The organism is Paenibacillus humicus NBRC 102415 (genome assembly GCF_004000905.1).
Lineage (GTDB): Bacteria > Bacillota > Bacilli > Paenibacillales > Paenibacillaceae > Paenibacillus_O > Paenibacillus_O humicus.
Map to the genome: position 1 here is coordinate 1 of NZ_BIMD01000071.1, position 19,026 is coordinate 19,026.

Annotated in this window: 23 protein-coding genes; 17 read left to right on the forward strand and 6 right to left on the reverse strand. The window is 60.7% G+C overall.

Features of this window, described 5'->3' with window-relative positions; translation table 11 throughout:
• Positions 1-212 precede the first annotated feature (212 nt).
• Complete coding sequence (locus tag PHU01S_RS24105; protein ID WP_049867061.1) at positions 213-1,307, forward strand: ABC transporter permease; 1,095 nt, start codon at positions 213-215, stop codon at positions 1,305-1,307.
• The gene (locus tag PHU01S_RS24110) at positions 1,304-1,984 is read left to right on the forward strand and encodes an ABC transporter ATP-binding protein (protein WP_021880367.1); all 681 of its coding nucleotides are present in this window, start codon (positions 1,304-1,306) and stop codon (positions 1,982-1,984) included. Before PHU01S_RS24105 ends, PHU01S_RS24110 begins: the two co-directional genes overlap by 4 nt.
• A gap of 77 nt (positions 1,985-2,061) precedes the next feature.
• Here PHU01S_RS24110 and PHU01S_RS24115 read toward each other — a convergent pair whose 3' ends face one another.
• Positions 2,062-2,316 carry a hypothetical protein gene (locus PHU01S_RS24115; RefSeq protein ID WP_021880368.1) on the reverse strand — a complete coding sequence of 85 codons (255 nt, stop codon included), beginning with the start codon at positions 2,314-2,316 and terminating at the stop codon, positions 2,062-2,064.
• 132 nt (positions 2,317-2,448) lie between these two features.
• Here PHU01S_RS24115 and PHU01S_RS24120 point away from each other — a divergent pair, with 132 nt between their 5' ends.
• The 5 genes from PHU01S_RS24120 to PHU01S_RS26025 all read left to right on the forward strand — a co-directional run bounded on the left by PHU01S_RS24120 (position 2,449) and on the right by PHU01S_RS26025 (position 4,411).
• Positions 2,449-2,736, forward strand: a complete 288-nt coding sequence (locus PHU01S_RS24120) for a Dabb family protein (RefSeq protein ID WP_021880369.1) — start codon at positions 2,449-2,451, stop codon at positions 2,734-2,736.
• A 47-nt stretch (positions 2,737-2,783) separates the two neighbouring features.
• Positions 2,784-2,909, forward strand: a complete 126-nt coding sequence (locus PHU01S_RS26935; protein ID WP_021880370.1) for a hypothetical protein — start codon at positions 2,784-2,786, stop codon at positions 2,907-2,909.
• Positions 2,910-2,921: 12 nt separating this feature from the next.
• Positions 2,922-3,341, forward strand: a complete 420-nt coding sequence (locus PHU01S_RS24125) for a DUF86 domain-containing protein (RefSeq protein ID WP_021880371.1) — start codon at positions 2,922-2,924, stop codon at positions 3,339-3,341.
• Between the two features lie 145 nt (positions 3,342-3,486).
• Entirely contained in the window at positions 3,487-3,999 is a 513-nt protein-coding gene (locus PHU01S_RS26020; protein WP_021880372.1) for a hypothetical protein, read from the forward strand.
• 1 nt (position 4,000) lies between these two features.
• Complete coding sequence (locus tag PHU01S_RS26025; RefSeq protein WP_048748150.1) at positions 4,001-4,411, forward strand: YtxH domain-containing protein; 411 nt, start codon at positions 4,001-4,003, stop codon at positions 4,409-4,411.
• A gap of 17 nt (positions 4,412-4,428) precedes the next feature.
• Here the strand turns inward: PHU01S_RS26025 and PHU01S_RS24135 are convergent, their stop codons facing one another.
• A complete protein-coding gene (locus PHU01S_RS24135) occupies positions 4,429-5,208 on the reverse strand; it encodes a helix-turn-helix transcriptional regulator (RefSeq protein ID WP_049867062.1) in 780 nt (259 codons plus the stop codon).
• 114 nt (positions 5,209-5,322) lie between these two features.
• On the opposite strand from PHU01S_RS24135, the gene pyk reads away from it, so the two are divergent.
• Positions 5,323-6,741: a pyruvate kinase gene (gene pyk / locus PHU01S_RS24140; RefSeq protein WP_049869587.1), complete on the forward strand. Its 1,419-nt coding sequence runs from the start codon at positions 5,323-5,325 to the stop codon at positions 6,739-6,741.
• Between the two features lie 121 nt (positions 6,742-6,862).
• Here pyk and PHU01S_RS24145 read toward each other — a convergent pair whose 3' ends face one another.
• The gene (locus PHU01S_RS24145; protein WP_164763188.1) at positions 6,863-7,729 is read right to left on the reverse strand and encodes an AraC family transcriptional regulator; all 867 of its coding nucleotides are present in this window, start codon (positions 7,727-7,729) and stop codon (positions 6,863-6,865) included.
• 210 nt (positions 7,730-7,939) lie between these two features.
• Between PHU01S_RS24145 and PHU01S_RS24150 the strand changes: the two genes are divergently transcribed.
• The 5 genes from PHU01S_RS24150 (at position 7,940) to PHU01S_RS24170 (ending at position 13,381) form a co-directional block, all read left to right on the forward strand.
• Positions 7,940-9,241 carry an alpha-glucosidase/alpha-galactosidase gene (locus tag PHU01S_RS24150; RefSeq protein WP_127510296.1) on the forward strand — a complete coding sequence of 434 codons (1,302 nt, stop codon included), beginning with the start codon at positions 7,940-7,942 and terminating at the stop codon, positions 9,239-9,241.
• 294 nt (positions 9,242-9,535) lie between these two features.
• Positions 9,536-10,210: a response regulator transcription factor gene (locus tag PHU01S_RS24155; RefSeq protein WP_021880726.1), complete on the forward strand. Its 675-nt coding sequence runs from the start codon at positions 9,536-9,538 to the stop codon at positions 10,208-10,210.
• Positions 10,211-10,215: 5 nt separating this feature from the next.
• Positions 10,216-11,358 carry a sensor histidine kinase gene (locus tag PHU01S_RS24160; RefSeq protein WP_307721825.1) on the forward strand — a complete coding sequence of 381 codons (1,143 nt, stop codon included), beginning with the start codon at positions 10,216-10,218 and terminating at the stop codon, positions 11,356-11,358.
• Positions 11,359-11,426: 68 nt separating this feature from the next.
• Positions 11,427-12,254: a glutamate racemase gene (gene racE, locus PHU01S_RS24165; RefSeq protein WP_083436537.1), complete on the forward strand. Its 828-nt coding sequence runs from the start codon at positions 11,427-11,429 to the stop codon at positions 12,252-12,254.
• A gap of 230 nt (positions 12,255-12,484) precedes the next feature.
• The gene (locus PHU01S_RS24170) at positions 12,485-13,381 is read left to right on the forward strand and encodes a M14 family metallopeptidase (protein WP_127510300.1); all 897 of its coding nucleotides are present in this window, start codon (positions 12,485-12,487) and stop codon (positions 13,379-13,381) included.
• Between the two features lie 260 nt (positions 13,382-13,641).
• On the opposite strand, the gene PHU01S_RS24175 is transcribed toward PHU01S_RS24170, so the two are convergent.
• Positions 13,642-14,082, reverse strand: a complete 441-nt coding sequence (locus tag PHU01S_RS24175; RefSeq protein WP_048748297.1) for a GNAT family N-acetyltransferase — start codon at positions 14,080-14,082, stop codon at positions 13,642-13,644.
• A gap of 299 nt (positions 14,083-14,381) precedes the next feature.
• Here PHU01S_RS24175 and PHU01S_RS24180 point away from each other — a divergent pair, with 299 nt between their 5' ends.
• The 3 genes from PHU01S_RS24180 (at position 14,382) to PHU01S_RS24190 (ending at position 15,283) form a co-directional block, all read left to right on the forward strand.
• Entirely contained in the window at positions 14,382-14,615 is a 234-nt protein-coding gene (locus PHU01S_RS24180) for a hypothetical protein (RefSeq protein ID WP_021880731.1), read from the forward strand.
• 106 nt (positions 14,616-14,721) lie between these two features.
• Complete coding sequence (locus PHU01S_RS24185) at positions 14,722-15,024, forward strand: iron-sulfur cluster assembly accessory protein (RefSeq protein ID WP_021880732.1); 303 nt, start codon at positions 14,722-14,724, stop codon at positions 15,022-15,024.
• On the forward strand, positions 15,014-15,283 hold the full coding sequence (locus tag PHU01S_RS24190; protein WP_021880733.1) for a YuzB family protein: 270 nt from the start codon (positions 15,014-15,016) through the stop codon (positions 15,281-15,283). Before PHU01S_RS24185 ends, PHU01S_RS24190 begins: the two co-directional genes overlap by 11 nt.
• A gap of 112 nt (positions 15,284-15,395) precedes the next feature.
• On the opposite strand, the gene PHU01S_RS24195 is transcribed toward PHU01S_RS24190, so the two are convergent.
• A complete protein-coding gene (locus tag PHU01S_RS24195; protein WP_127510302.1) occupies positions 15,396-16,565 on the reverse strand; it encodes a THUMP domain-containing class I SAM-dependent RNA methyltransferase in 1,170 nt (389 codons plus the stop codon).
• Positions 16,566-16,687: 122 nt separating this feature from the next.
• On the opposite strand from PHU01S_RS24195, the gene PHU01S_RS24200 reads away from it, so the two are divergent.
• Positions 16,688-17,320: an O-methyltransferase gene (locus PHU01S_RS24200; RefSeq protein ID WP_048748299.1), complete on the forward strand. Its 633-nt coding sequence runs from the start codon at positions 16,688-16,690 to the stop codon at positions 17,318-17,320.
• Positions 17,321-17,496: 176 nt separating this feature from the next.
• Here PHU01S_RS24200 and PHU01S_RS24205 read toward each other — a convergent pair whose 3' ends face one another.
• Positions 17,497-18,711, reverse strand: coding sequence for an MFS transporter (locus tag PHU01S_RS24205; RefSeq protein WP_048748300.1), 1,215 nt, complete (start codon positions 18,709-18,711; stop codon positions 17,497-17,499).
• Positions 18,712-19,026: the final 315 nt, after the last annotated feature.

Genomic DNA, 19,026 nt, shown 5'->3' on the forward strand with positions numbered 1-19,026 from the left:
AACGCTTTTTTTTGCGTTTCAGCGATCTGGCGATCGCTCCGAGATGCGGCCGGCGAAGCCGCTGAGCCTTCTGCTCGGACTCAATCGGCCTGCCCGGGCGGAAGCGGCGTCCGGCTGCTCAGCCCGGAGCCGTGCGGCCGCTTGTAATCTCCGGTTCACGCTCCGTTCACGCAGCAGCTCTAAGCTGAAGGCATGAGAAGGAGGAGATGTTCATGTTTTTGGCTTTGCGGGAAATCAGGCATTCCAAGCTGAAGTACGCGCTGATCACGACGATCATGCTGCTCGTATCTTTTCTGGTGCTGTTCGTGACCGGGCTGGCGCAAGGATTGTCCTATGCGAACGCATCCTCGGTCGTGAATATGAAGGCCGATTACTTTATTGTCCAGAAAGGCTCGGACAGCCGGCTCGCCCGATCGGCGATAACGCCGGAGCAGGCGGCAGCGGCCAAGGAGGCAGCCGGGGAGGAAGCCGTCCAGCTGCTTGGCGTGCGCATGGCTTCGCTTCAGAACGAGGCGACGGGGGCCAAGCTGGATGCCGCGCTCATGTCCGTGGAGCCGGAAGGATGGCTGGCGCCGCCCGTTGTCGAGGGGACGAAGCCGGCCGCAGGAACGGATGGCGCCATACTCGTGGACCGGAAGCTGTCGGAATCGGGAGTCGAGCTCGGGACGAAGCTTACCGACACGGTAACGGGCCGCAGCTGGACCGTCTCCGGCTTCGTGAAGGATGAATCCTACAGCCATACGCCGGCGGCGTTCGTCAGCCCCGCGGAATGGAGCAAGCTGCAGCAGTCCGGACGGGAAAGCGGCTACAACACGATCGCTTTCCGCGGCAGCCAGGCCGATGCGCAAGCGCTGCAGGGCAAGCTGCCCGGCACGGAGCTGCTCGCCAAGAAGCAGATCATCCAGGCGATTCCCGGCTATTCCGAGGAGCAAGGCACGCTGGTCATGATGATCGCGTTTCTGTTCGTCATATCGGCATTCGTCCTGGCGGTGTTCTTTTATGTCATGACCATCCAGAAGACGAGCCAATTCGGCATCTTGAAGGCGATCGGCTCCAGAACCGGCTATTTGTCGGCAAGCGTCCTCTGGCAGGTGCTCCTGCTTGCCGCGGCCAGCTTGACGGGGAGCCTGCTGCTCATCTGGGCGATGCGTGCGGCGATGCCCTCCACGGTCCCGTTCCAGCTCGATGCCGGCACGACGGCCTTCACCTGCGCCTTGTTTCTAGCTACTTCGATAGTCGGCTCGCTGTTGTCTGTCATTAAGGTGGCGCGCACCGACGCGCTGGATGCGATAGGGAGGACGGCATGATGAAACCGAGATTGCTTATGGAAAATGTGACCCAGACGTTCCAGGACGGCGAATCAAGCGTAACGATTCTGGACGGCTTGTCGCTGGAAGTCGGAGAGGGGGAGCTGGTCGCCGTGACCGGACCTTCCGGCTCCGGCAAAAGCACCTTCCTCTCGATCGCCGGAGCGCTGCTGTCTCCGACCGGAGGCGAGGTGAGCGTAGACGGGCGGCCGCTCGGCGGCATGGACGCCGGGCAGCTGGCGGATCTGCGGCTCACCAAGCTCGGCTTCGTGTTTCAATCCGCGAACCTCATTCCGTACCTGCGCGTCGAGGAGCAGCTGCTGCTGGTCGCCAAGCTGGCCGGAACTCCGGCCGCCGAAGCCTCGAAGCGGGCCAAGGAGCTGCTGGAGCTGCTGGGGCTGGCCCGCAGGAGCAGATCCTATCCCGAGAAGCTGTCCGGGGGCGAGCGGCAGCGGACAGCCGTCGCCCGCGCGTGGATGAACGATCCTTCGGTCATCTATGCCGACGAGCCGACGGCAAGCCTGGATGCCGAGCGCGGAAGGGATGTCGTCCGCATGCTGCGGGACGGCGTGAAGGCGCAGAAGAAGGCGGGAATCATGGTCACCCATGACGATCGGGTGCTGGAGTATTGCGACCGCGTGCTGAAGCTGGAGAACGGCCGGCTGCAGCCGGCTTGAGCCCGGATCGGCAGGCGAACGGAAAAAGCCCTCGCGGAACCTGCACGAAGCAGGCGTCCCCAAGGGCTTTCCGATTTTCAGGCAGCGTTTCTTTTGCGGCGCTCGGCTTGGATGATCCGGTCGCAGGCATACCCGATGGCCGCATAACAGGCGATCGTGAGGATGTACATGATCAAGACCGGCGTGGCATGGATATCGTAGAAGACATCCGAGATCCAGGCGACAGGACTGAACATGAAAAAGAAGAAGTTATGGGGATCATACCCCGTTGAGCTGAAAAGGCATAGGGCAAGGCTGATCAGGACCGCGGCGATCGTGACGGGATAACGCACCTGTTCTTGCTCCCTTCTGCTGGCATTGCCGAATGATGCGGCTTGAGTTATTATGGGTCAAAAGGGCTCGGGACATGCAGGTGATGCAAGTTCCGCGCCGATTCATGATCAAGAGGGAGCGTTTTCACTACTATGCTGACCCATATCGTGTTCTTCCGCCTCAAAGACCGCAGCGCAGACAGCGTGGAGCGCACGGCCTCCGTCCTTCGCGGCATGGAAGGCCGCATCGAGGTGCTCCGGCATCTGGAGGTAGGCGTTGATGTCGTCCATTCCGAGCGTTCGTACGATATCGCGCTCGTAACCAGGTTCGATTCCCTGGAAGCTCTTGGCGAATACCAGGTGCATCCCGTTCACCAGAAGGTCATCGAGCACATGAACGAGGCCCGCGAATCTTCCGTGAGCGTGGACTACATAGGCTGAACCAACAAGCAGGAGGAGCTCCGGCTTCTTAAGGAAGGTGCGTAACTATGCAGGAAGAATCGCTTGGGGAAGATTTTTATCAGATGATCGTCTATCTGTTCGTCGTCATCGTCAGCAGCATCATCATGATCGTCTGGCTGAAACGGCGCGGCAGAAAAAAGAATAACCGATAACGGAGGCGCTTCATGTATTACGTCAACGTGCAAGACATCCGTCTCAGGCTCGGCGCCATGCCGGAGCTTGAGCAGGCGCTGAGGGAGCTGGCGGCCGGCTGGCAGGGAACCCTGCTTCAAGGGCTTGCCCAGGAAAGGGCTCTCCATCTGGCGATCGAAACCGTGACCGACGTAGGCAGCTGCCTCATCGACGGTTATATCATGAGGGATGCCAGCAGCTACGAGGATATTGTCGAAATCATCGGCGGCGAGGAAGTCATCGATGCCGGGCTTGCCCGCAGCTTGGCGGAGCTGGCCTCGCTGCGCCGCAAGCTCGTTCAGGAATATTATGACTGGCCGCGAAGCGAGCTGCATCCATTCACGGCGCAGCTTCCCGGCTGGCTGGCAAGCTTCCGGGAACAGGTGGAGATTTATCTCGCCAAGGAACAATAACATCGCGACTGCCCGTTTTGAAGCCGCCTTTCAATGGGCGGTTTTTTTATTTTGAGATTGAAGTGTCAAGCCAAGCCCACGCCGCATCTACTGATCTCAGGCAATGGGCTCCCGCCCGGAACCGGAACATGCAGGAGGTGGAGGCATGGCAGCTTGGATCGCGGCGCTGGGCGCCGCCGTGGCGGCAATCGCGGTCGCTGCGGCTGCATGGCAGTTCGTCGGGGTGCTTCGCCGTCTGAAAGCGTGGATGGAAGAAGCCCAGTCGTCAGGAAACAAATCGCTGGAGCAGCTTGACGAGCTTCTGAGCGATGCGCGCCATGCTCTGCGGCCCGCAAGAGAGGCGGCCGAGGAAGCGAGGAGGCAGCTGATGCTGCTCGGTCCGGTGCTGGAATCCGCTCTCAAGCTGCAGGACGCAGCGAACCATGCGCAGCTCGCGGCGCGAAAGCTCGCCCATGCGGCTGCGGACACGGCCGAATCGGCTGCAGTCCGCGTGGAGCAGGCGGCCGGCAAATACCGGGAGCAGATCGATCAGGCGATCGGCATCGCCGAGGTCGCGCTCGAAGGATGGATGTTTTGGCGCAGCCGCCGCGAAAAGCTTGGAATCTCTGCATGTTCCGGACGGAACAATGGGAACCCTAACGAGGAAGGGAGCGATTAAGATGGCGAAGAAGAAATATGGATTTGCATGGGGCGCAATTGCGGGAGGTATCGTCGGATCGGTGACGGCGCTGCTGCTGGCTCCGAAGTCGGGCCGCGAGCTGCGCTCCGACATCGGCGAGTATGCGGCCAAGGCGGCCGACACGGCGGTTGAAATCGGCGAGATCATCGGCGACAAGGCTGCGGCAGCGGCAAGGCAGACGGCTGCCGGAGCAACGGCGCTGAAGGATAAAGCCATTCAAACGGCCGAAACCTTGGCATCCGGAATCAAGTTCTGGGACCGCGGCGAAGATCGCGAGCTCGCGGTCATCGCATCGGCGGCTTCGCACGACGATCTGGACGTCTCGGATTTCGTCATTAATGAACACATTGAGTCGATCGATGCCGAAGAAGACGGCTCCGGCAAAATCTGAGGAGCCTCCAGCTCATCCTAGCGGATGCGGCTGGCGTACATAGACGGCGGTTCTCCGTAGGAGCGCTTGAACACCCGCTGAAAGTAGGATACCTCGGCATAGCCGAGATAGGCCGCGATTTCTTCCACGGTGAGCAGCGATTCCTGCAGCATATACACCGCCGTTTTCATCCGCAAGGAATGGACATAACCGCTGATGGTCTGACCGGTGCCGCTTCGGAACAGCGAAGCGGCATAATTCGGCGTGCGGCCGATGCATTCGCCAAGCTCTTCCTTGGTCACATGCTCCCGGTAATGATCCTGAAGGAAAGCTTTCATCTTGTCGATATGGCGGCTTCCGGCTGCCTTGGCTTCACCCTTGGACCGCTCTCTTCCCCATAAAGCCACTATTTCCAGCAGCAGCCCCGTTCCCAGCAAGCGCGAGTAGGGCAGTCCCTCCTTGCTTTCGCCGAGCATCGACTTGATCCGGTCGAGCAGCAGATCATAAGCGGCAGGCCTTGTGCGATCCCATCTCTCCGGAAGGGGAAAGCCGGAGGCCAGGGATGATTCCATGCTGAACCAGATGACATACATCTCATGAAACACTCCCGGCAGAGCGACGGACCTGGCCTCTGCCGCCGCGGGAATGAAGATGAGGTCTCCTCGGGCGGTCCCGATCGGCTCCCCGTCTATTTCAAGCGTGAACTTGCCGTAGCTGGCCAGCAGCAATGCATTCCGATCGTCCGATCGGCGGCTGATCAGCGATTCGGAATTTCCTTGAATCCGGTTGATATCCCAGTTGTTGGGCAATTGCGCCATCGGTTGGCTCCTTTTATCGTACTATAGGTTTTTTATTATACTATAGGACGTCGTTTTGGTCTTCTTCAACAGGTACAATGGAGGAAGCAAACACCTAGGAGGACTTCAATTATGCTGCGCAAAACAAAAATCGTATGTACGCTCGGTCCGGCAAGCGAGTCGGTCGACACCCTCAAGCAAATGATGGAGGCCGGCATGAACGTGGCCCGCATCAACATGGCTCACGGTGAGCTGGAGGATCATGCCGCCCGCATCCGCTCGGTCCGCGAGGCTTCGGCCGCTGTCGGCGGCCAGCTTGTTCCCATCCTGATGGACATCAAAGGACCCGAGGTGCGGATCGGCAAGCTCTCCGCCCCATCGGTCCACCTGCAGACGGGCGCCGAGCTGGTGCTCACCACGATCGAGCTCGAAGGCGACGCATCCCGCATCTCCGTCAACTACCCCGGCTTGCCGGAGGATGTGCATGAAGGCAGCACGATTCTGATCGACGACGGCCTGATCGAGCTGAAGGTGAAGGAATCCGGCGGCACCGAGATCCGCTGCGAGATCGTCAGCGGCGGCATGCTGAAGCCCCGCAAAGGCGTCAACCTGCCCGGCGTGCGCACCCGCCTGCCCGGCGTCACGGAGCGCGACGTCAAGCATATCCACTTCGGGATCGGCGAGAACGTGGACATCATCGCCGCCTCGTTCGTCCGCAAAGCGGAAGATATCATGGAGATCCGCCAGATTCTCGAAGAGAACGGCGCCGGACATATCCAGATCATCTCCAAAATCGAAAATGACGAAGGCGTCGAGAACCTGGATGCCATCATCGAGGCATCGGACGGCATCATGGTCGCCCGCGGCGACCTCGGCGTGGAGATTCCGGTCGAGGACGTGCCTGCCCTTCAGGAAGAAATGATTACGAAGTGCAACATTGCAGGCAAGCCGGTCATCGTCGCCACCCATATGCTGGAGTCGATGCAGGTCAACCCGCGCCCTACACGCGCGGAAGTGAGCGACGTCGCCGGCGCCGTGCAGCAGGGCACCGACTGCATCATGCTCTCCGGCGAGACGGCTGCCGGCAAGTATCCGGTGGAATCGGTGCGCCGCATGGCCTCGATCGCCGTCAAGGCGGAGTCCATGCTGAACTACCGGCTTGAATTCCAGTCGCGCCGGGCGCTCCACGCCACGACGACGACCGAGGTCATCAGCCAGGCGGCCGTAGGCTCCTCGATCGATCTCGATGCCAAGGCGATCCTGACGCCGACGGAATCCGGATTCACGGCGCGCATGGTATCGAAGTACCGGCCGAAGGCTCCTATCATCGCCATCACGCCGGATCCTCGCGTCACGGCCAAGCTGAGCCTGCTGCGCGGCGTCATTCCCGTGCTCGGAGAGCGCGCGACGAGCACGGACGAGCTGCTCCAGTCCGCGATCGTCGACGGCAGCAAGACGGGATTGCTGCATGAAGGCGATTATGTCGTCATCTCCTCCGGCGTGCCGAGCGGACGCTCCGGAGCGACCAATCTCATCAAGATCCAGCAGGTTTAGAGGCAAAACCTGTCTCCGCAGCAACAGGATCTCGTCGAGAGATCAGCAGGTCTGACAGAACCTGCTTTTCGCATTCCGACAGGCAGCCCCGAAGCGATCGCTTCGGGGCTGCCTGTTTTGTTCATGGGTTCACAAGCCGCGCCCGGTAGGCGGAAGGCGAGCAGCCGGCGCTGCGCTTGAACTGCCGGGAGAAATAGAGCGGATCGGAAAATCCGCAGGACGCCGCCACCTGCTCCACGCTCAGCTCCGTGCCGAGCAGCGCCATCGCCCGGCGCAGGCGGATATTTTGGAGATATTGCATGGGAGAGAGGCCGGTGACGCTTCGGAACACCTTGGACAGATGGGAACGATGGTAGCCGAGAGCTTTGGCCAGCTCCGAGATGGACACGGCTTCGGCATAATGCGTCTGCAGCCAGCGCGCAGCCTGCTCCGCCTGCCGGCGGGCTGCGGCGGTGGAGCGGGCCGACGGCGTAGCGGCATCCGGCTGCAGGCGGGCGAACTCGGCCAGCAGCAGCCGGAGCCAGCCGCTCGCCTCCATGTCCATCAGGGAAGCGCTGTTTCCCGATGCGAGGGAATCACGCAGCCGGGCATACAGCTCCGCTGCGTTGCCGCTTCCTTGCCCGAGAATGGCGGGCTTTTCCGGCGTAATCCCGGCCTCGGCGAGCAGATGCAGGGCGGCATGTCCCCGGAAGGCGACCCAGTTGTACTGCCAGGGATCCTCGCTGTCCGCCGTATATTGGAACAAGACGCTTGGAAAAATCGCAAAGCTGTCGCCGGAAGACAGCGCAGCGTCCTTGTCCCCGCAGCGGAATGTTCCCTTGCCGCCTGTAACGGTATGGATGAGGACGTAATCATGAATGCCGGGACCGTTCTCATGACCGGGTATCGGGCTGCCTTCCCCGCTGAACAGAACCGTCAATTCGGCCGCAGGCACAGAGCCCGGGTTGTCGCTGACCTTGAAATCGTAGTGGTCCGGAGTGGCTGGCATCGGGCGGAGCCTCCTTGGCTTGTTCTGATCCCACAGTAGCGGAAACGACGACAAATGTCCATGCATTGCCGCCAACGTTCCATACCGCTGCTGAAAGCGTTATTTTACAATGATGACGAGGTGCCGGCCCTTAGCCGCTCTAGCCGGATCAAGGTCTCAGGCCGGGCTGGCAGGCACACAAATGGAACGTAATCAAGGAGGATGCAGCCTATGGACAAAATCACCTTCCTCGGCGCAGGCAGCACGGTGTTCGTGCGAAATGTGCTCGGCGACGTCATGAAGACGCCGTCTCTGCAGTCATTCGAGCTGGCTCTGTACGACATCAATCCCGAGCGGATGAAGGAATCGGAGCAGCTCCTCGGCGCGATCAAGACGACCAGCGGAAGCAGCTGCCGGATCAAGGCTTATTCCGACCGGAAGGAAGCTCTGCGCGGAGCCAAATATGTCATCAACGCCATCCAGGTGGGCGGATACGATCCCAGCACGATTACGGACTTCGAGATTCCGAAGAAATACGGCCTGCGCCAGACGATCGCGGACACGGTCGGCATCGGCGGCATCTTCCGCAACCTGAGGACGATTCCGGTCATGCATGGATTCGCCGAGGACATTCGGGAAGTTTGCCCGAACGCGCTGTTCCTGAACTACACGAATCCGATGGCGGTGCTGACCAATTACATGAACACCTACGGCGGGGTGAACACGGTCGGCCTCTGCCACAGCGTCCAGGTGTGCGTGCCCCATTTGTTCAAGGACCTCGGAATCAGCGCCGAGGGCGTCAAGACGAAGATCGCCGGCATCAATCATATGGCGTGGCTGCTGGAGGCGACCCGCGACGGGGAGGATCTGTATCCGGAGATCAGACGCAGAGCGGCGGAGCGGCAAAAGGAGAAGCATCATGACATGGTCCGTTACGAATTGATGCTGAAATTCGGCTATTACGTGACGGAATCCTCCGAGCATAACGCGGAATACCATCCGTATTTCATTAAAAAGAATTATCCGGAGCTGATCGAGCGCTTCAACATTCCGTTGGATGAATATCCCCGCCGCTGCGTGAATCAGATCGCCGACTGGAACCGGCTGCGGGAGGAGCTGCTCGGCAAGCAGGAGCTGGCGCATGAGCGGACCCATGAATATGCTTCCCATATTATCGAAGCCATCGAGACCGACGTGCCGTTCCGGATCGGCGGCAACGTCATGAACACGGGCCGCCTGATTCCGAACCTGCCGAGCGAGGCGTGCGTGGAAGTGCCTTGCCTTGTCGACCGCGGCGGAGTCCAGCCTACGCATGTCGGCAATCTGCCGCCGCAGCTGGCCGCTTTGAACCGGACCAATATCAATACTCAGCTGCTGACGCTGGAGGCGGCGGCGACCGGCCGCAAGGAGCATATTTACCAGGCCGCCATGCTGGATCCGCATACGTCGGCGGAATTGTCCATGGACGACATCATCGCGCTGTGCGACGACTTGATCGAAGCCCATGGCGACTGGCTGCCGAAATACCGCTGACGGCGGCGGAGACTGCAGGCTGCTGTACAGGCGCATGCATGGCCTTTCTTGCCTGCATCACAGGCTTCTTGTCTCTGGCCCGCGCGAAAGCGCTGCGCCTCTCATTCGAAAGCGACAGATCCCCGATTGCAGCGGGGGTCTGTTTTTTTTATTCGCGCAGGCTGCCGTGTACATATTCAGTTCATATAGGACGGTTAAGATAAGCCCAGCCGCTGATGCGGCGCCATCAGGTTTACGGAATGAGAATGAAACCGATAAAATGCCTATAAGCGCTAATGGAAAGGCGGAACCGACATGACTCACATCCTTGTCGTCGACGACGACAGCCATATCCGCGAGCTGGTCTCCCATCTGCTCCGCAAGGAAGGTTATGCGACGGAAGAAGCGGCCGACGGCCGCGAGGCTCTCCTCAAGCTGTCTTCCAGGCGAGCCGATCTCGTCGTGCTCGATATCATGATGCCGGAGATGGACGGGTGGGAGCTGTGCCGCCGGCTGGGAGAGAACTACGAGGGGATGCCGATCCTCATGCTTACGGCCAAGGGAGAAACGATGCATAAGATCAAGGGATTCGAGCTCGGCACGGACGATTACCTCGTCAAGCCGTTCGATTCCCTCGAGCTGACCGCGCGGGTGAAGGCGCTGCTGAAGCGCTACCGGATCGCGGCTTCCCAGCAGATCCGGATCGGGGAGCTCGAGCTGGACCGCAAGACGTTCCAATGCCGGATCGGCGGCAAGGAAGCCACCCTTCCGCTCAAGGAATTCGAGCTGCTCTTCCTGCTCGCCAGCTACCCGGGCAAGACGCTCAGCCGCGACTCGCTGATCGAGCAGATCTGGGGCTTCGATTACGAGGGAGACGAGCGTACGGTCGACGTGCATATCAAGAGGCTGCGCGAGCGGCTGTCCGAGGCGGAGCATCTGGAGATCCGCACGATCCGCGGGCTCGGCTACAGGCTTGAGGAGAAACAATGAAGAGGATGGGCTCGAAAAGCAGGTTCAGGCTCATGGTTGTCTTCACGATGGCGAGAGTTTCCGTGCTGCTCGTGCTTTGCTGGACGGCGTCGTTTTATTTTTTCGAGTGGCTTGCATGGAAGCCCGCTCCACTGGTCGGCCAGCTGTTGAAATCCGGGGCTGGCTTCATCCTGTTCGGAGGCATTCTGTACCTATGGGGACGGTTCGCGCGCAGAAAGCAGATGGAAGCCTTTCAAGCGATTCTGGATGCCTTGGCCGCGATTGCGAAGGGGGACTTCCGCGTGTCGATCGAGGTGCCGAGGGAGATGAACGAAGGGTATATGGAAAATCTTGTTCAAGGCATCAACAACATGGCCGCCGATCTCGACAAGATGGAGATTCTCCGCCAGGAGTTCATCTCCAACGTCTCCCACGAGATCCAATCGCCGCTCACGTCGATCGGCGGGTTCGCGCGCGTCCTCAAGGACAGCGAGCTGACTCCCCTTCAGCGGGAGCATTATCTCGATATCATCGAGCAGGAGAGCGTGCGCCTATCGCGGCTGTCGGACAGCATGCTGAAGCTGGCCTCGCTCGATTCCGACAAGCATCCGTTCCATCCCGTGCCGGTCCGGCTCGACAAGCAGCTGCAGCGGGTCATCCTGGCCGGCGAGCCCCAGTGGAGCGCCAAAAGCCTGGAGGTTGAGGCGCAGATGGACCCGGCCGAAAGTGATGCGGACGCCGACCTGCTTGATCAGGTATGGATCAATCTCCTTCATAACGCCGTCAAGTTCACGCCGGACGGCGGGTCCATCCAGATTACGCTGCGGAGGACGGGCGAGGAGGCGGTCGTCACCTTCAAGGATACGGGGACCGGCATTCCGAACGCCAGCCTGCCTCATATTTTCGAGCGCTTCTACAAGGCCGACCCGTCGAGGACCCGGACCGGCGGCGGCAGCGGCCTCGGCTTGTCCATCAGCCGGAAGATCGTGGAGATGCACGGCGGAGCCATTGCAGCGCACAACGATTCCGAGGAAGGAGCCGTCTTCACCGTCACCCTGCCGCTGTCCCGGACGCCACCGGGCTCCTTGCGTCCAGCGAGGCCTGCCGAGAGCGCCCAGCCGGCGAAGCCGGCCGCTCCTCGGCTTGAACAGGCCTGTCTAATCCGCTAAGATGAAGGTACGTTTGAAAGACGGCATTCATATGCTGTCATAGTCAAAAACGGACCCTCATTTTGTTCATGGAAAGCGGTGTGTACGTGCAAAGACCCATAGCCATCCTAGATTCCGGAGTAGGCGGGCTGACGGTTGTCAAGGAAGTGATGAGACAGCTGCCCCGCGAGAAGGTCATCTACTTCGGAGATACCGCACGAACGCCCTACGGGCCGCGTCCGTCCGATGAAGTCGTCCGGTTCACTCAGGAGATCGTCTCCTATTTGATGCAGTATAAGCCTAAAATGATCATTATCGCCTGCAATACGGCAACGGCCGCGGCGCTCGAGGATATCCGCTCCATGGTGGACGTTCCGGTCGTCGGCGTCATCAACCCCGGCGCCAGAGCGGCCATCAACCAGACGAAGACCGGCATCGTCGGCGTCATCGGGACGGTCGGAACGGTCCGCAGCCGCGCATACGAGGACGCGCTCAAGCGGCTCAATCCCAATATCCATGTCGTGAGCCTGGCTTGTCCGCTTTTCGTGCCTTTGGTGGAGCAGGGCAACTTCCGCTCCAAGGAGACGATGGATACGGTCCGCGAATCGATGGAGAAGCTCAAGGACATTCCGCTCGACACGCTCATCCTCGGCTGCACCCATTATCCGTTCCTGTCGGAGACGATCCAGGAAGTGATGGGCAGCGGCGTCAAGCTGATCAGCTCCGACAACGAGACGGCCCGCGAGATGAGCACGATTTTGCAGGAATCGGGCAAGCTCGCGCACGGGCCCGAGCTGCCGATCCACCAGTTCTTCTGCAGCGGCGAGCCCAAGATGTTCAAGCGGATCGCCCAGCAATGGCTCGGCGAGCAGATCGAGCTGACCCCGGTCGTCTGGCAAATTCCGAAGATCGGGTAGAACGGATGGCAGCTTCGCGGCCCCTTGCCTTTATGGCAGGGGGCTGTTCGGGCTTGGACCGTCATGGATGAGCGAAACTTTGCGGGAGAAATGTACAGCCCATGGCGGAATATCTCGCCGCTCCGTCGTTGGAGCCGCATTCTGCCCGGTTCCCGCCGGCATCGGAGGCGTGTTAGGTGGGCAAGTTCCCGCATACAATGGTCGTATCTCCATAAAGGGCGGGATCCTCCATGAATGTCCAAGACAACGACATTGTACGTCCATGCCTGTACGGACCGGCCGTTCTGGCGGCCGATCTGGATGCGTTGAAGAGGCGCTACCCTTGCCTCCCGAGAGTGCCTGCCGGCACGAGCGTCATGGGCAAGCCGATCGAGGCGCTGCGCTTCGGACGCGGGCCGCGCTACGTCCAGATCAACGCTTCCTTCCACGCCAATGAATGGGTGACAAGTCTCATTCTGATGAAGTACGCGGAGGCGTTGGCCGCACGTGAAGCTTCGGGAGATCGTTTCGCCGCGGAAACGACGGTATGGCTGCTGCCGATGGTCAATCCGGATGGAGTGGAGCTTGTGCTCGAGGGCGTGACGGACGGCCATCCTTACGGACGCCAGCTCCTGGAATGGAATGGCGGCAGCCTCGACTTCAGCGGCTGGAAGGCGAATATCCGCGGCGTCGACCTGAACGACCAGTTTCCGGCCGGCTGGGAGGAGGAGCGTCAGCGCCGCGGAGTGTCTGGCCCAGGTCCGCGGGATTATTCGGGGGAATGCCCGCTCAGCGAGCCAGAGGCTCGAACGGTGGCTGCCCTTACGGAACGCGAATCCTTCGATATCGTCGTCGCCCTGCATACCCAGGGGGAAGAGATCTACTGGAACTACCGGGGCTTCGAGCCTCCGGGGGCGGAGGAGATGGCGGCAAGGCTCGGCGCTGCCAGCGGTTACGCTCCCGTCGCCCTGACAGACAGCGATGCCGGATTCAAGGACTGGTTCATCCGGCGCTTCCGCAGGCCGGGATTTACGGTGGAAGCGGGCCTGGGCGTCAATCCTCTGCCGTTGGAGCAGTGGAGCGGCATGTACTTCCGCGTGAGCCTGCTGCTGGACGAGGTGCTGCGGATCGCGATGGAGAGAGAATAGGCGCCGTCGTGGAATGGAACGGAACGGGAAGCGGCAGCCTGCCTGCGGCAAAAGAATGAAATGGCAGCCGGTCGTTGACGGCGGTTGATGGGAATGAATGCAGCCGGCTTCTTGTGCCGGCTGCTGATTGAAGAGGAATGGATGCCGGCTGATTCTTGTGCTGGCGGCTGATTGGAATGAATGCCAGCCGGTTCTTGCCGGCTGCTGATTGAAGCTGAAAAAGCAGAGAGCGGCTCGATATCCGAGCCGCTCTCTGCTTTTTATAATGGCAAGCTCATCGTTATGTTTCTGGCTGCGAATCCCAGCCGCTCATACAGCCGGATCGCATGGCGGTTTTCCACGTACGCGTTGAGACGGATTTCGGAGCAGCTCTCTTGTCTCATCTGTTCGACGGCCCGCTCCATCAAGCGGCTCGCAATGGACTGCCCTCTCGCTTCCGGAAGGACAAAGAGCTCGTAGATGAAGCCGATTTCCTGGTCGGAGAACTCATCCGTTCTTTTTCCGAACAGAATCCAGCCCCGCACCTCCTGGTTCTCGGACGCAATCAAAAACCGCGAGCCTTTCGCCAGCAGCTCTCCGACCATCAGCTTCATTTTCGCTTCGGACGGCTTGGACCGGCCCATCGTGCCTTCAAAGGTGGATTGCGGCGAGAGCCTCATGATTTCTTCCCGTTCTTCGTTCGTGGGAGTTCGAATTTCCATCCGGATACGCTCCTTCCGCTTCGGCCATCCTTTGCGGGGATGTCATTTCTGCGCTTGCGGAGATGCTTCTCCGTCGCGACTATGTGTAATTCGCCATCCTTGCGGCACAAACCCTTTATTCGGGATAAAAGAAAGGAAAAACCTCTTTGGAGCGGTCCCTTCGGAAGCCGTCCGTGCACCGGGCCGGCAACGCTGCGGCTGCCGATCCGCAACCTTTGCGGCTGCCGGTTCGTATAACCCTTCGCCGGGTTTGGCTCGCGCCCGATCCGGGGAAGATAGAACCATAGGGGGAATGAGCCTTGCGCAAGCTTCTATCGCTCAACCATTGGAGACATGTGTTTGTCCGGGTATTCCGGCTGCTGCGCTCCAAGAACGTCAAGCTGACGGATAAGCTGCTGTTTCTTATTCCTGTCGGACTGTACTGGGTTCTTCCGGACGTCATGCCGTTCATGCCCGTGGACGACATCGCGGTGACGATGATGGCGGCCAGCTGGTTCGCCAAAGGAATGGAAAACAAGTACGGCGCGTCTTGATGTTTTGGCCGTCTTTCGATAGAATTACTGGATGAGAGAGATGCAGTCGACAAGCTTGCCGCGCCTGCAGCGGGCAAGCTTTACTTTATAGCCAGGAGGAACCGCCATGAATTGCAAAATTACCCGCAATGCCGCGAAGGTGCTGAAGCTGGAGCTGGACAAGCCCGAGCATGAAGGCAAGAAGCTGCGCGTCTACATCACCCACTCCCACGGAGATCATGCCCACTACGGGCTCGGCATCGACGATCCGACGGAGAAGGACGAGCTCGTATCGACGGACAAGGACATCGACGTGCTGCTCGAGAAGGGCGTCGAGCTGCTGGACGGCGTGAAGATCGATTATCTCTACACCCCGGAAGAAGGATTCGTCGTCACGAATCCGGCCAAAGGAAACCACGGTGACCACTGAGACGCTGCCCGCCCGGCAGGAGGATAAGCCCGCATCGAAGAACGACATCCGCGTCTGCGAGAAATGCAACTTCATGCGTCTGAAAACGATCATTCCAAAGCTGCAGAAGCTCGATCCGGCCGCCGACATCAAGATCGGCTGCAAGTCCTACTGCGGTCCATGCGGCAAGAGAGCGTTCGTCTTCATCAACGGACGTTACATCGCGGCTCCGACCGAGGACGAAGTCATCGAGAAAGTGAAGCCCTACATCAAGAAATAAGACCGGCGGCTGTCCGGGAGGAGCGGTATCTTCCCGGATTTGCACGCCGGCTTTTTTTTGCCGGACAAAAAAACACCCTCTGCCCGCGCATAAAGGGAGAGGGTGTTTCGCGTTATTCGGCAGAGCTCGCCGTTGGAGCGCCATCGAGCCGAGGCCTCGGAGGCAGCGGCCCCAGGTACTGGTACAGCTGGCATTCGATGCGCCCGTTGTAAAGCTTGCGCTTTTTGTCCGCGTTGCGCCCGTAGCTCTGCTCGAACGACTTGGAAGGGCTGAGGGCGAATACGGACCAGTCCTTCTTGACCGCATCGATGAAGCCGAGCTGGCGGATGACCTTGTCGGCTTCCTTCTCCGTCCCGAGCCGCTCGCCGTAAGGCGGGTTCGTGATGATGCAGCCGTAATGCCCTTGAGGCTGAACGCGCGCGATCGGCATCGTCTGGAGCTTGATCTCGCGGGCGAAGCCGGCTTTTTTGAGCGCGGCCTCGGCCACCTCGATCGCTTCGGGATCGATATCCGACCCGGCGATTTCCAGCTTCACGTCATCCCTTACGGAATCGAAGGCTTCCTCGCGGGCAAGGTCCCAGCGGCTCTGGCCCATGATGTCCCAGGCGTCGCTGCTGAACGATCTGCGCAATCCCGGAGCGACATTCCAGCCGATCATGGCCGCCTCGATCGGAATCGTGCCGGAACCGCAGAACGGATCGTACAGAGGGCGCTCCGGGCTCCAGCGCGACAGCAGCACCATCGCCGCCGCCATCGTTTCCTTGATCGGGGCTTCGGTGACGAGCTTGCGGTAGCCGCGCTTATGCAGGCTCGGTCCCGTCGTATCCAGCGTAATGAGCGCCATGTCGTTCAGCAGGCTCACTTCGATGACATAGCGCGCCCCGTCCTCGCGGAACCATTCCGTGCCGTACTGCTCCTTCATCCGCTCGACGACCGCCTTCTTGACGATCGACTGGCAGGCGGGCACGCTCGACAGCTGCGATTTTTGGGACCGTCCATTGACGGGGAACTCCCCGTCCTCGGGGATCCAGTCGGGCCAGTCCAGCGCTCGCACGCCCTCGAACAGCTCCTCGAAGGTCATGGCGCGGAATTCGGCCATCTTGACGAGCACCCTGTCCGACGTGCGGAGCCAAAGGTTCGTCCTTGCGATATCCTCCAGGCCGCCCTTGAAGGTGACGCGGCCGTTTTCTGTTTTGACATCGGTATAGCCAAGATCCTTCAGTTCCCTGGCAACCACTGCCTCCAGCCCCATGGGCGAAGTGGCAATCAGTTCAAGCTGCATCGTGTATCGTTCACTCCATCTCTTGCCTGCGGGCGGAATTTGTATCCGGCCGCAGGTCGTCATACAATCAAGTATAGGCGATAATCGCAAGCAAGTACACCGACAGAAAGGATTGAGCCGCAATGAACGAAATGGAAGCTTATATCGAAGCTTTGTTTCCGCCCGATGAGGATCTCGCGCGGGTGCTGGAGAGCATCAGGGCGAAAGGAATGCCCGAAATATCCGTCCCAACCGGCTACGGCAGGCTGCTCACGCTGCTGGTGCAGATGTCCGGAGCGAAGGAGCTGCTCGAGATCGGAGCGCTGGGCGGTTACAGCGGCATTTGCCTGGCGCGCGGACTGGGCGGCGGCGGAAGCCTCACCTCGCTGGAGCTGCTGCAGGAATACGCAGACACTGCGAAGGAGAATCTGGAGGCGGCCGGGCTCGGAAGCCGCGTCTCCCATCTCGTCGGCGACGCAGGCGAGAGCCTGGAGCGGCTGACATCCGAAGGGCGGCGCTACGACTTCTTTTTCATCGACGCCGACAAGGGCGGATATGTCCGCTATCTGGACGCGGCGATCGGGCTGGCCAATCCCGGCGCGGTCATCGTAGCCGACAATACGCTGCTGCGCGGCCGCGTCGCGGATCTCCAGCGGAGCGGACCTTCCGTGCTCGCGATGCGCGAGTTCAACGAGCGGGTCGCCTCCGATCGCAGGCTGACCGGCACGCTGCTGCCCGCCTATGACGGGCTGGCGGTCGTGCGGGTCAATCCGTAGGCGCCAATCATCCATGCAAGCGGCGGCAGGTCGGGGCGGGTCCGCCGCGACTGGCCGTTCCGCTCTTCACGCGTTCGCGCATGAGGGGGAATGCGGAGGTCGGCGCGGCCGCATACGGCCGCTGAATGCCGGCCATCAATCGACGGCTCCGGCTGCGGATGCCATCCCTGCATCGCTCAATCCAGCCGGGCAGGCTTCCTGCCCGGCTTCAGCAGCATCCGCCATACCCAGTAGGCGTTGGCGAACAGCAGCACGGAGCTGAGCAGGAAGATGCCTTCGATGCCGATCACTCCGCTGAGCAGGCCGCCGGCGATGGGCCCCAGCATATTGCCGAGCGCCAGCGTGCTGCTGTTGAGGCTGTAGGCCCGGCTTTCCTTGCCCTCGGGCGTGTATACCCGGATCAACGCGTTCACGGACGGGATGAGGCCGCCGAGGAACAGGCCGAGCAGGAAGCGGACGATCAAGAGATCCCAGACGGATCCAGCGAACGCCTGCGGAATGAACATGGCTGCAGCCCCGAGCAGCGATACGGCGAGCACCTTGGTCTGGCCGATCCGGTCGCTCAGCCGGCCGAGCACGGGGGAGGCGACCAGATTCGACAGGCCGGTGACCGAGGTCACCATCCCGGCCAAAAAGGCCAGATTTCCTTTGCTTCCCGGCAGCTCCTGCACATACAGAGGCATGAGGCTCGACGGGCTCATCATGGCGAACTGGATGAGCAGGGTGACGGTGAACAGCGCCATCAGCTGGGGAATTCCGCTCAGCTCCTTCATTCCCTGGAGGACGGAAGGCTGGATGACCTTGGCCGCCTTTTCCCGGTCGAACGACTCTCGGACGACGAACAGGACGAGCAGCGTCGCGGTGAACAGCATGGCTCCGGTTATGTAGAAGATCGGCCGGTAGCCGACGGCGTCGGCCAGCAGCCCGCCGATCAGCGGACCGAGGATGGTGCCGGCTATGCCTCCGGATTGGAGCGTGCCCATCGCGAAGCCCATCCGTTCGCGCGGCGCGCTGGAGCTCATCAGCGATACGGCGGCGGGATTCATGCCGGATATCGTACCGTTCAGCAGGCGCAGGGCGAGCAACTGCCAAGGATGGTTGGCGAAGCCCATGAGCACGATGACGAAAGCCATGCCGAAGCCGGAGCGCAGCAGCATGACCTTGCGCCCGTACTGGTCGGACAGCTTGCCCCAGAGCGGCTGGAACAGGAACGAAGTGACGAAGTTGCCGGCAAAGATGACCCCGGCCCAGAGAGCGACGCTGTGGGGATTGCTGATGCCGAGATCCTGCTGCAGGTACAGCGGCAGAAACGGGGTGATCATCGTCATTCCGGCCATGCCGAGAAAGAGCGTGACCCAGAGGACGATCAGATTTTTCATCCATGCTTCCATGGCGGTTCACCTTCTTGATGAGTCGGACCGCATCCATGGGAGGATCCGGCCTTCGATTTGGAGATGCGTAAGGATGCGCAGGACATGACGGACGGGAAGGATGAGATGTCATTGCTTCGCTGCTCGCGAAGCCGATGCCCGGAGCGGCCGGGAGCTGCAGAGCGTTGCATGAGAAGCCGATGCCCGGAACGGCCGGAAGCCGGATCTTCATAGGGCGGAGCCGGCGCCAGGCGATGCGAGCTGCATTCAGACGCTGCTGCGAAGCACGAGGCCGGGGACGAGGCCGACTCTCTCGACGGAGGAATGAGGCATCTT

Coding starts and splice junctions, on each gene's coding strand:
- PHU01S_RS24105 (WP_049867061.1), top strand. CDS start 213: ATGTTTTTGGCTTTGCGGGAAATCAGGCATTCCAAGCTGAAGTACGCG.
- PHU01S_RS24110 (WP_021880367.1), top strand. CDS start 1,304: ATGATGAAACCGAGATTGCTTATGGAAAATGTGACCCAGACGTTCCAG.
- PHU01S_RS24120 (WP_021880369.1), top strand. CDS start 2,449: ATGCTGACCCATATCGTGTTCTTCCGCCTCAAAGACCGCAGCGCAGAC.
- PHU01S_RS26935 (WP_021880370.1), top strand. CDS start 2,784: ATGCAGGAAGAATCGCTTGGGGAAGATTTTTATCAGATGATCGTCTAT.
- PHU01S_RS24125 (WP_021880371.1), top strand. CDS start 2,922: ATGTATTACGTCAACGTGCAAGACATCCGTCTCAGGCTCGGCGCCATG.
- PHU01S_RS26020 (WP_021880372.1), top strand. CDS start 3,487: ATGGCAGCTTGGATCGCGGCGCTGGGCGCCGCCGTGGCGGCAATCGCG.
- PHU01S_RS26025 (WP_048748150.1), top strand. CDS start 4,001: ATGGCGAAGAAGAAATATGGATTTGCATGGGGCGCAATTGCGGGAGGT.
- PHU01S_RS24135 (WP_049867062.1), bottom strand. CDS start 5,208: ATGGCGCAATTGCCCAACAACTGGGATATCAACCGGATTCAAGGAAAT.
- PHU01S_RS24145 (WP_164763188.1), bottom strand. CDS start 7,729: ATGCCAGCCACTCCGGACCACTACGATTTCAAGGTCAGCGACAACCCG.
- PHU01S_RS24150 (WP_127510296.1), top strand. CDS start 7,940: ATGGACAAAATCACCTTCCTCGGCGCAGGCAGCACGGTGTTCGTGCGA.
- PHU01S_RS24155 (WP_021880726.1), top strand. CDS start 9,536: ATGACTCACATCCTTGTCGTCGACGACGACAGCCATATCCGCGAGCTG.
- PHU01S_RS24160 (WP_307721825.1), top strand. CDS start 10,216: ATGGGCTCGAAAAGCAGGTTCAGGCTCATGGTTGTCTTCACGATGGCG.
- racE (WP_083436537.1), top strand. CDS start 11,427: ATGGAAAGCGGTGTGTACGTGCAAAGACCCATAGCCATCCTAGATTCC.
- PHU01S_RS24170 (WP_127510300.1), top strand. CDS start 12,485: ATGAATGTCCAAGACAACGACATTGTACGTCCATGCCTGTACGGACCG.
- PHU01S_RS24175 (WP_048748297.1), bottom strand. CDS start 14,082: ATGGAAATTCGAACTCCCACGAACGAAGAACGGGAAGAAATCATGAGG.
- PHU01S_RS24185 (WP_021880732.1), top strand. CDS start 14,722: ATGAATTGCAAAATTACCCGCAATGCCGCGAAGGTGCTGAAGCTGGAG.
- PHU01S_RS24195 (WP_127510302.1), bottom strand. CDS start 16,565: ATGCAGCTTGAACTGATTGCCACTTCGCCCATGGGGCTGGAGGCAGTG.
- PHU01S_RS24200 (WP_048748299.1), top strand. CDS start 16,688: ATGAACGAAATGGAAGCTTATATCGAAGCTTTGTTTCCGCCCGATGAG.
- PHU01S_RS24205 (WP_048748300.1), bottom strand. CDS start 18,711: ATGGAAGCATGGATGAAAAATCTGATCGTCCTCTGGGTCACGCTCTTT.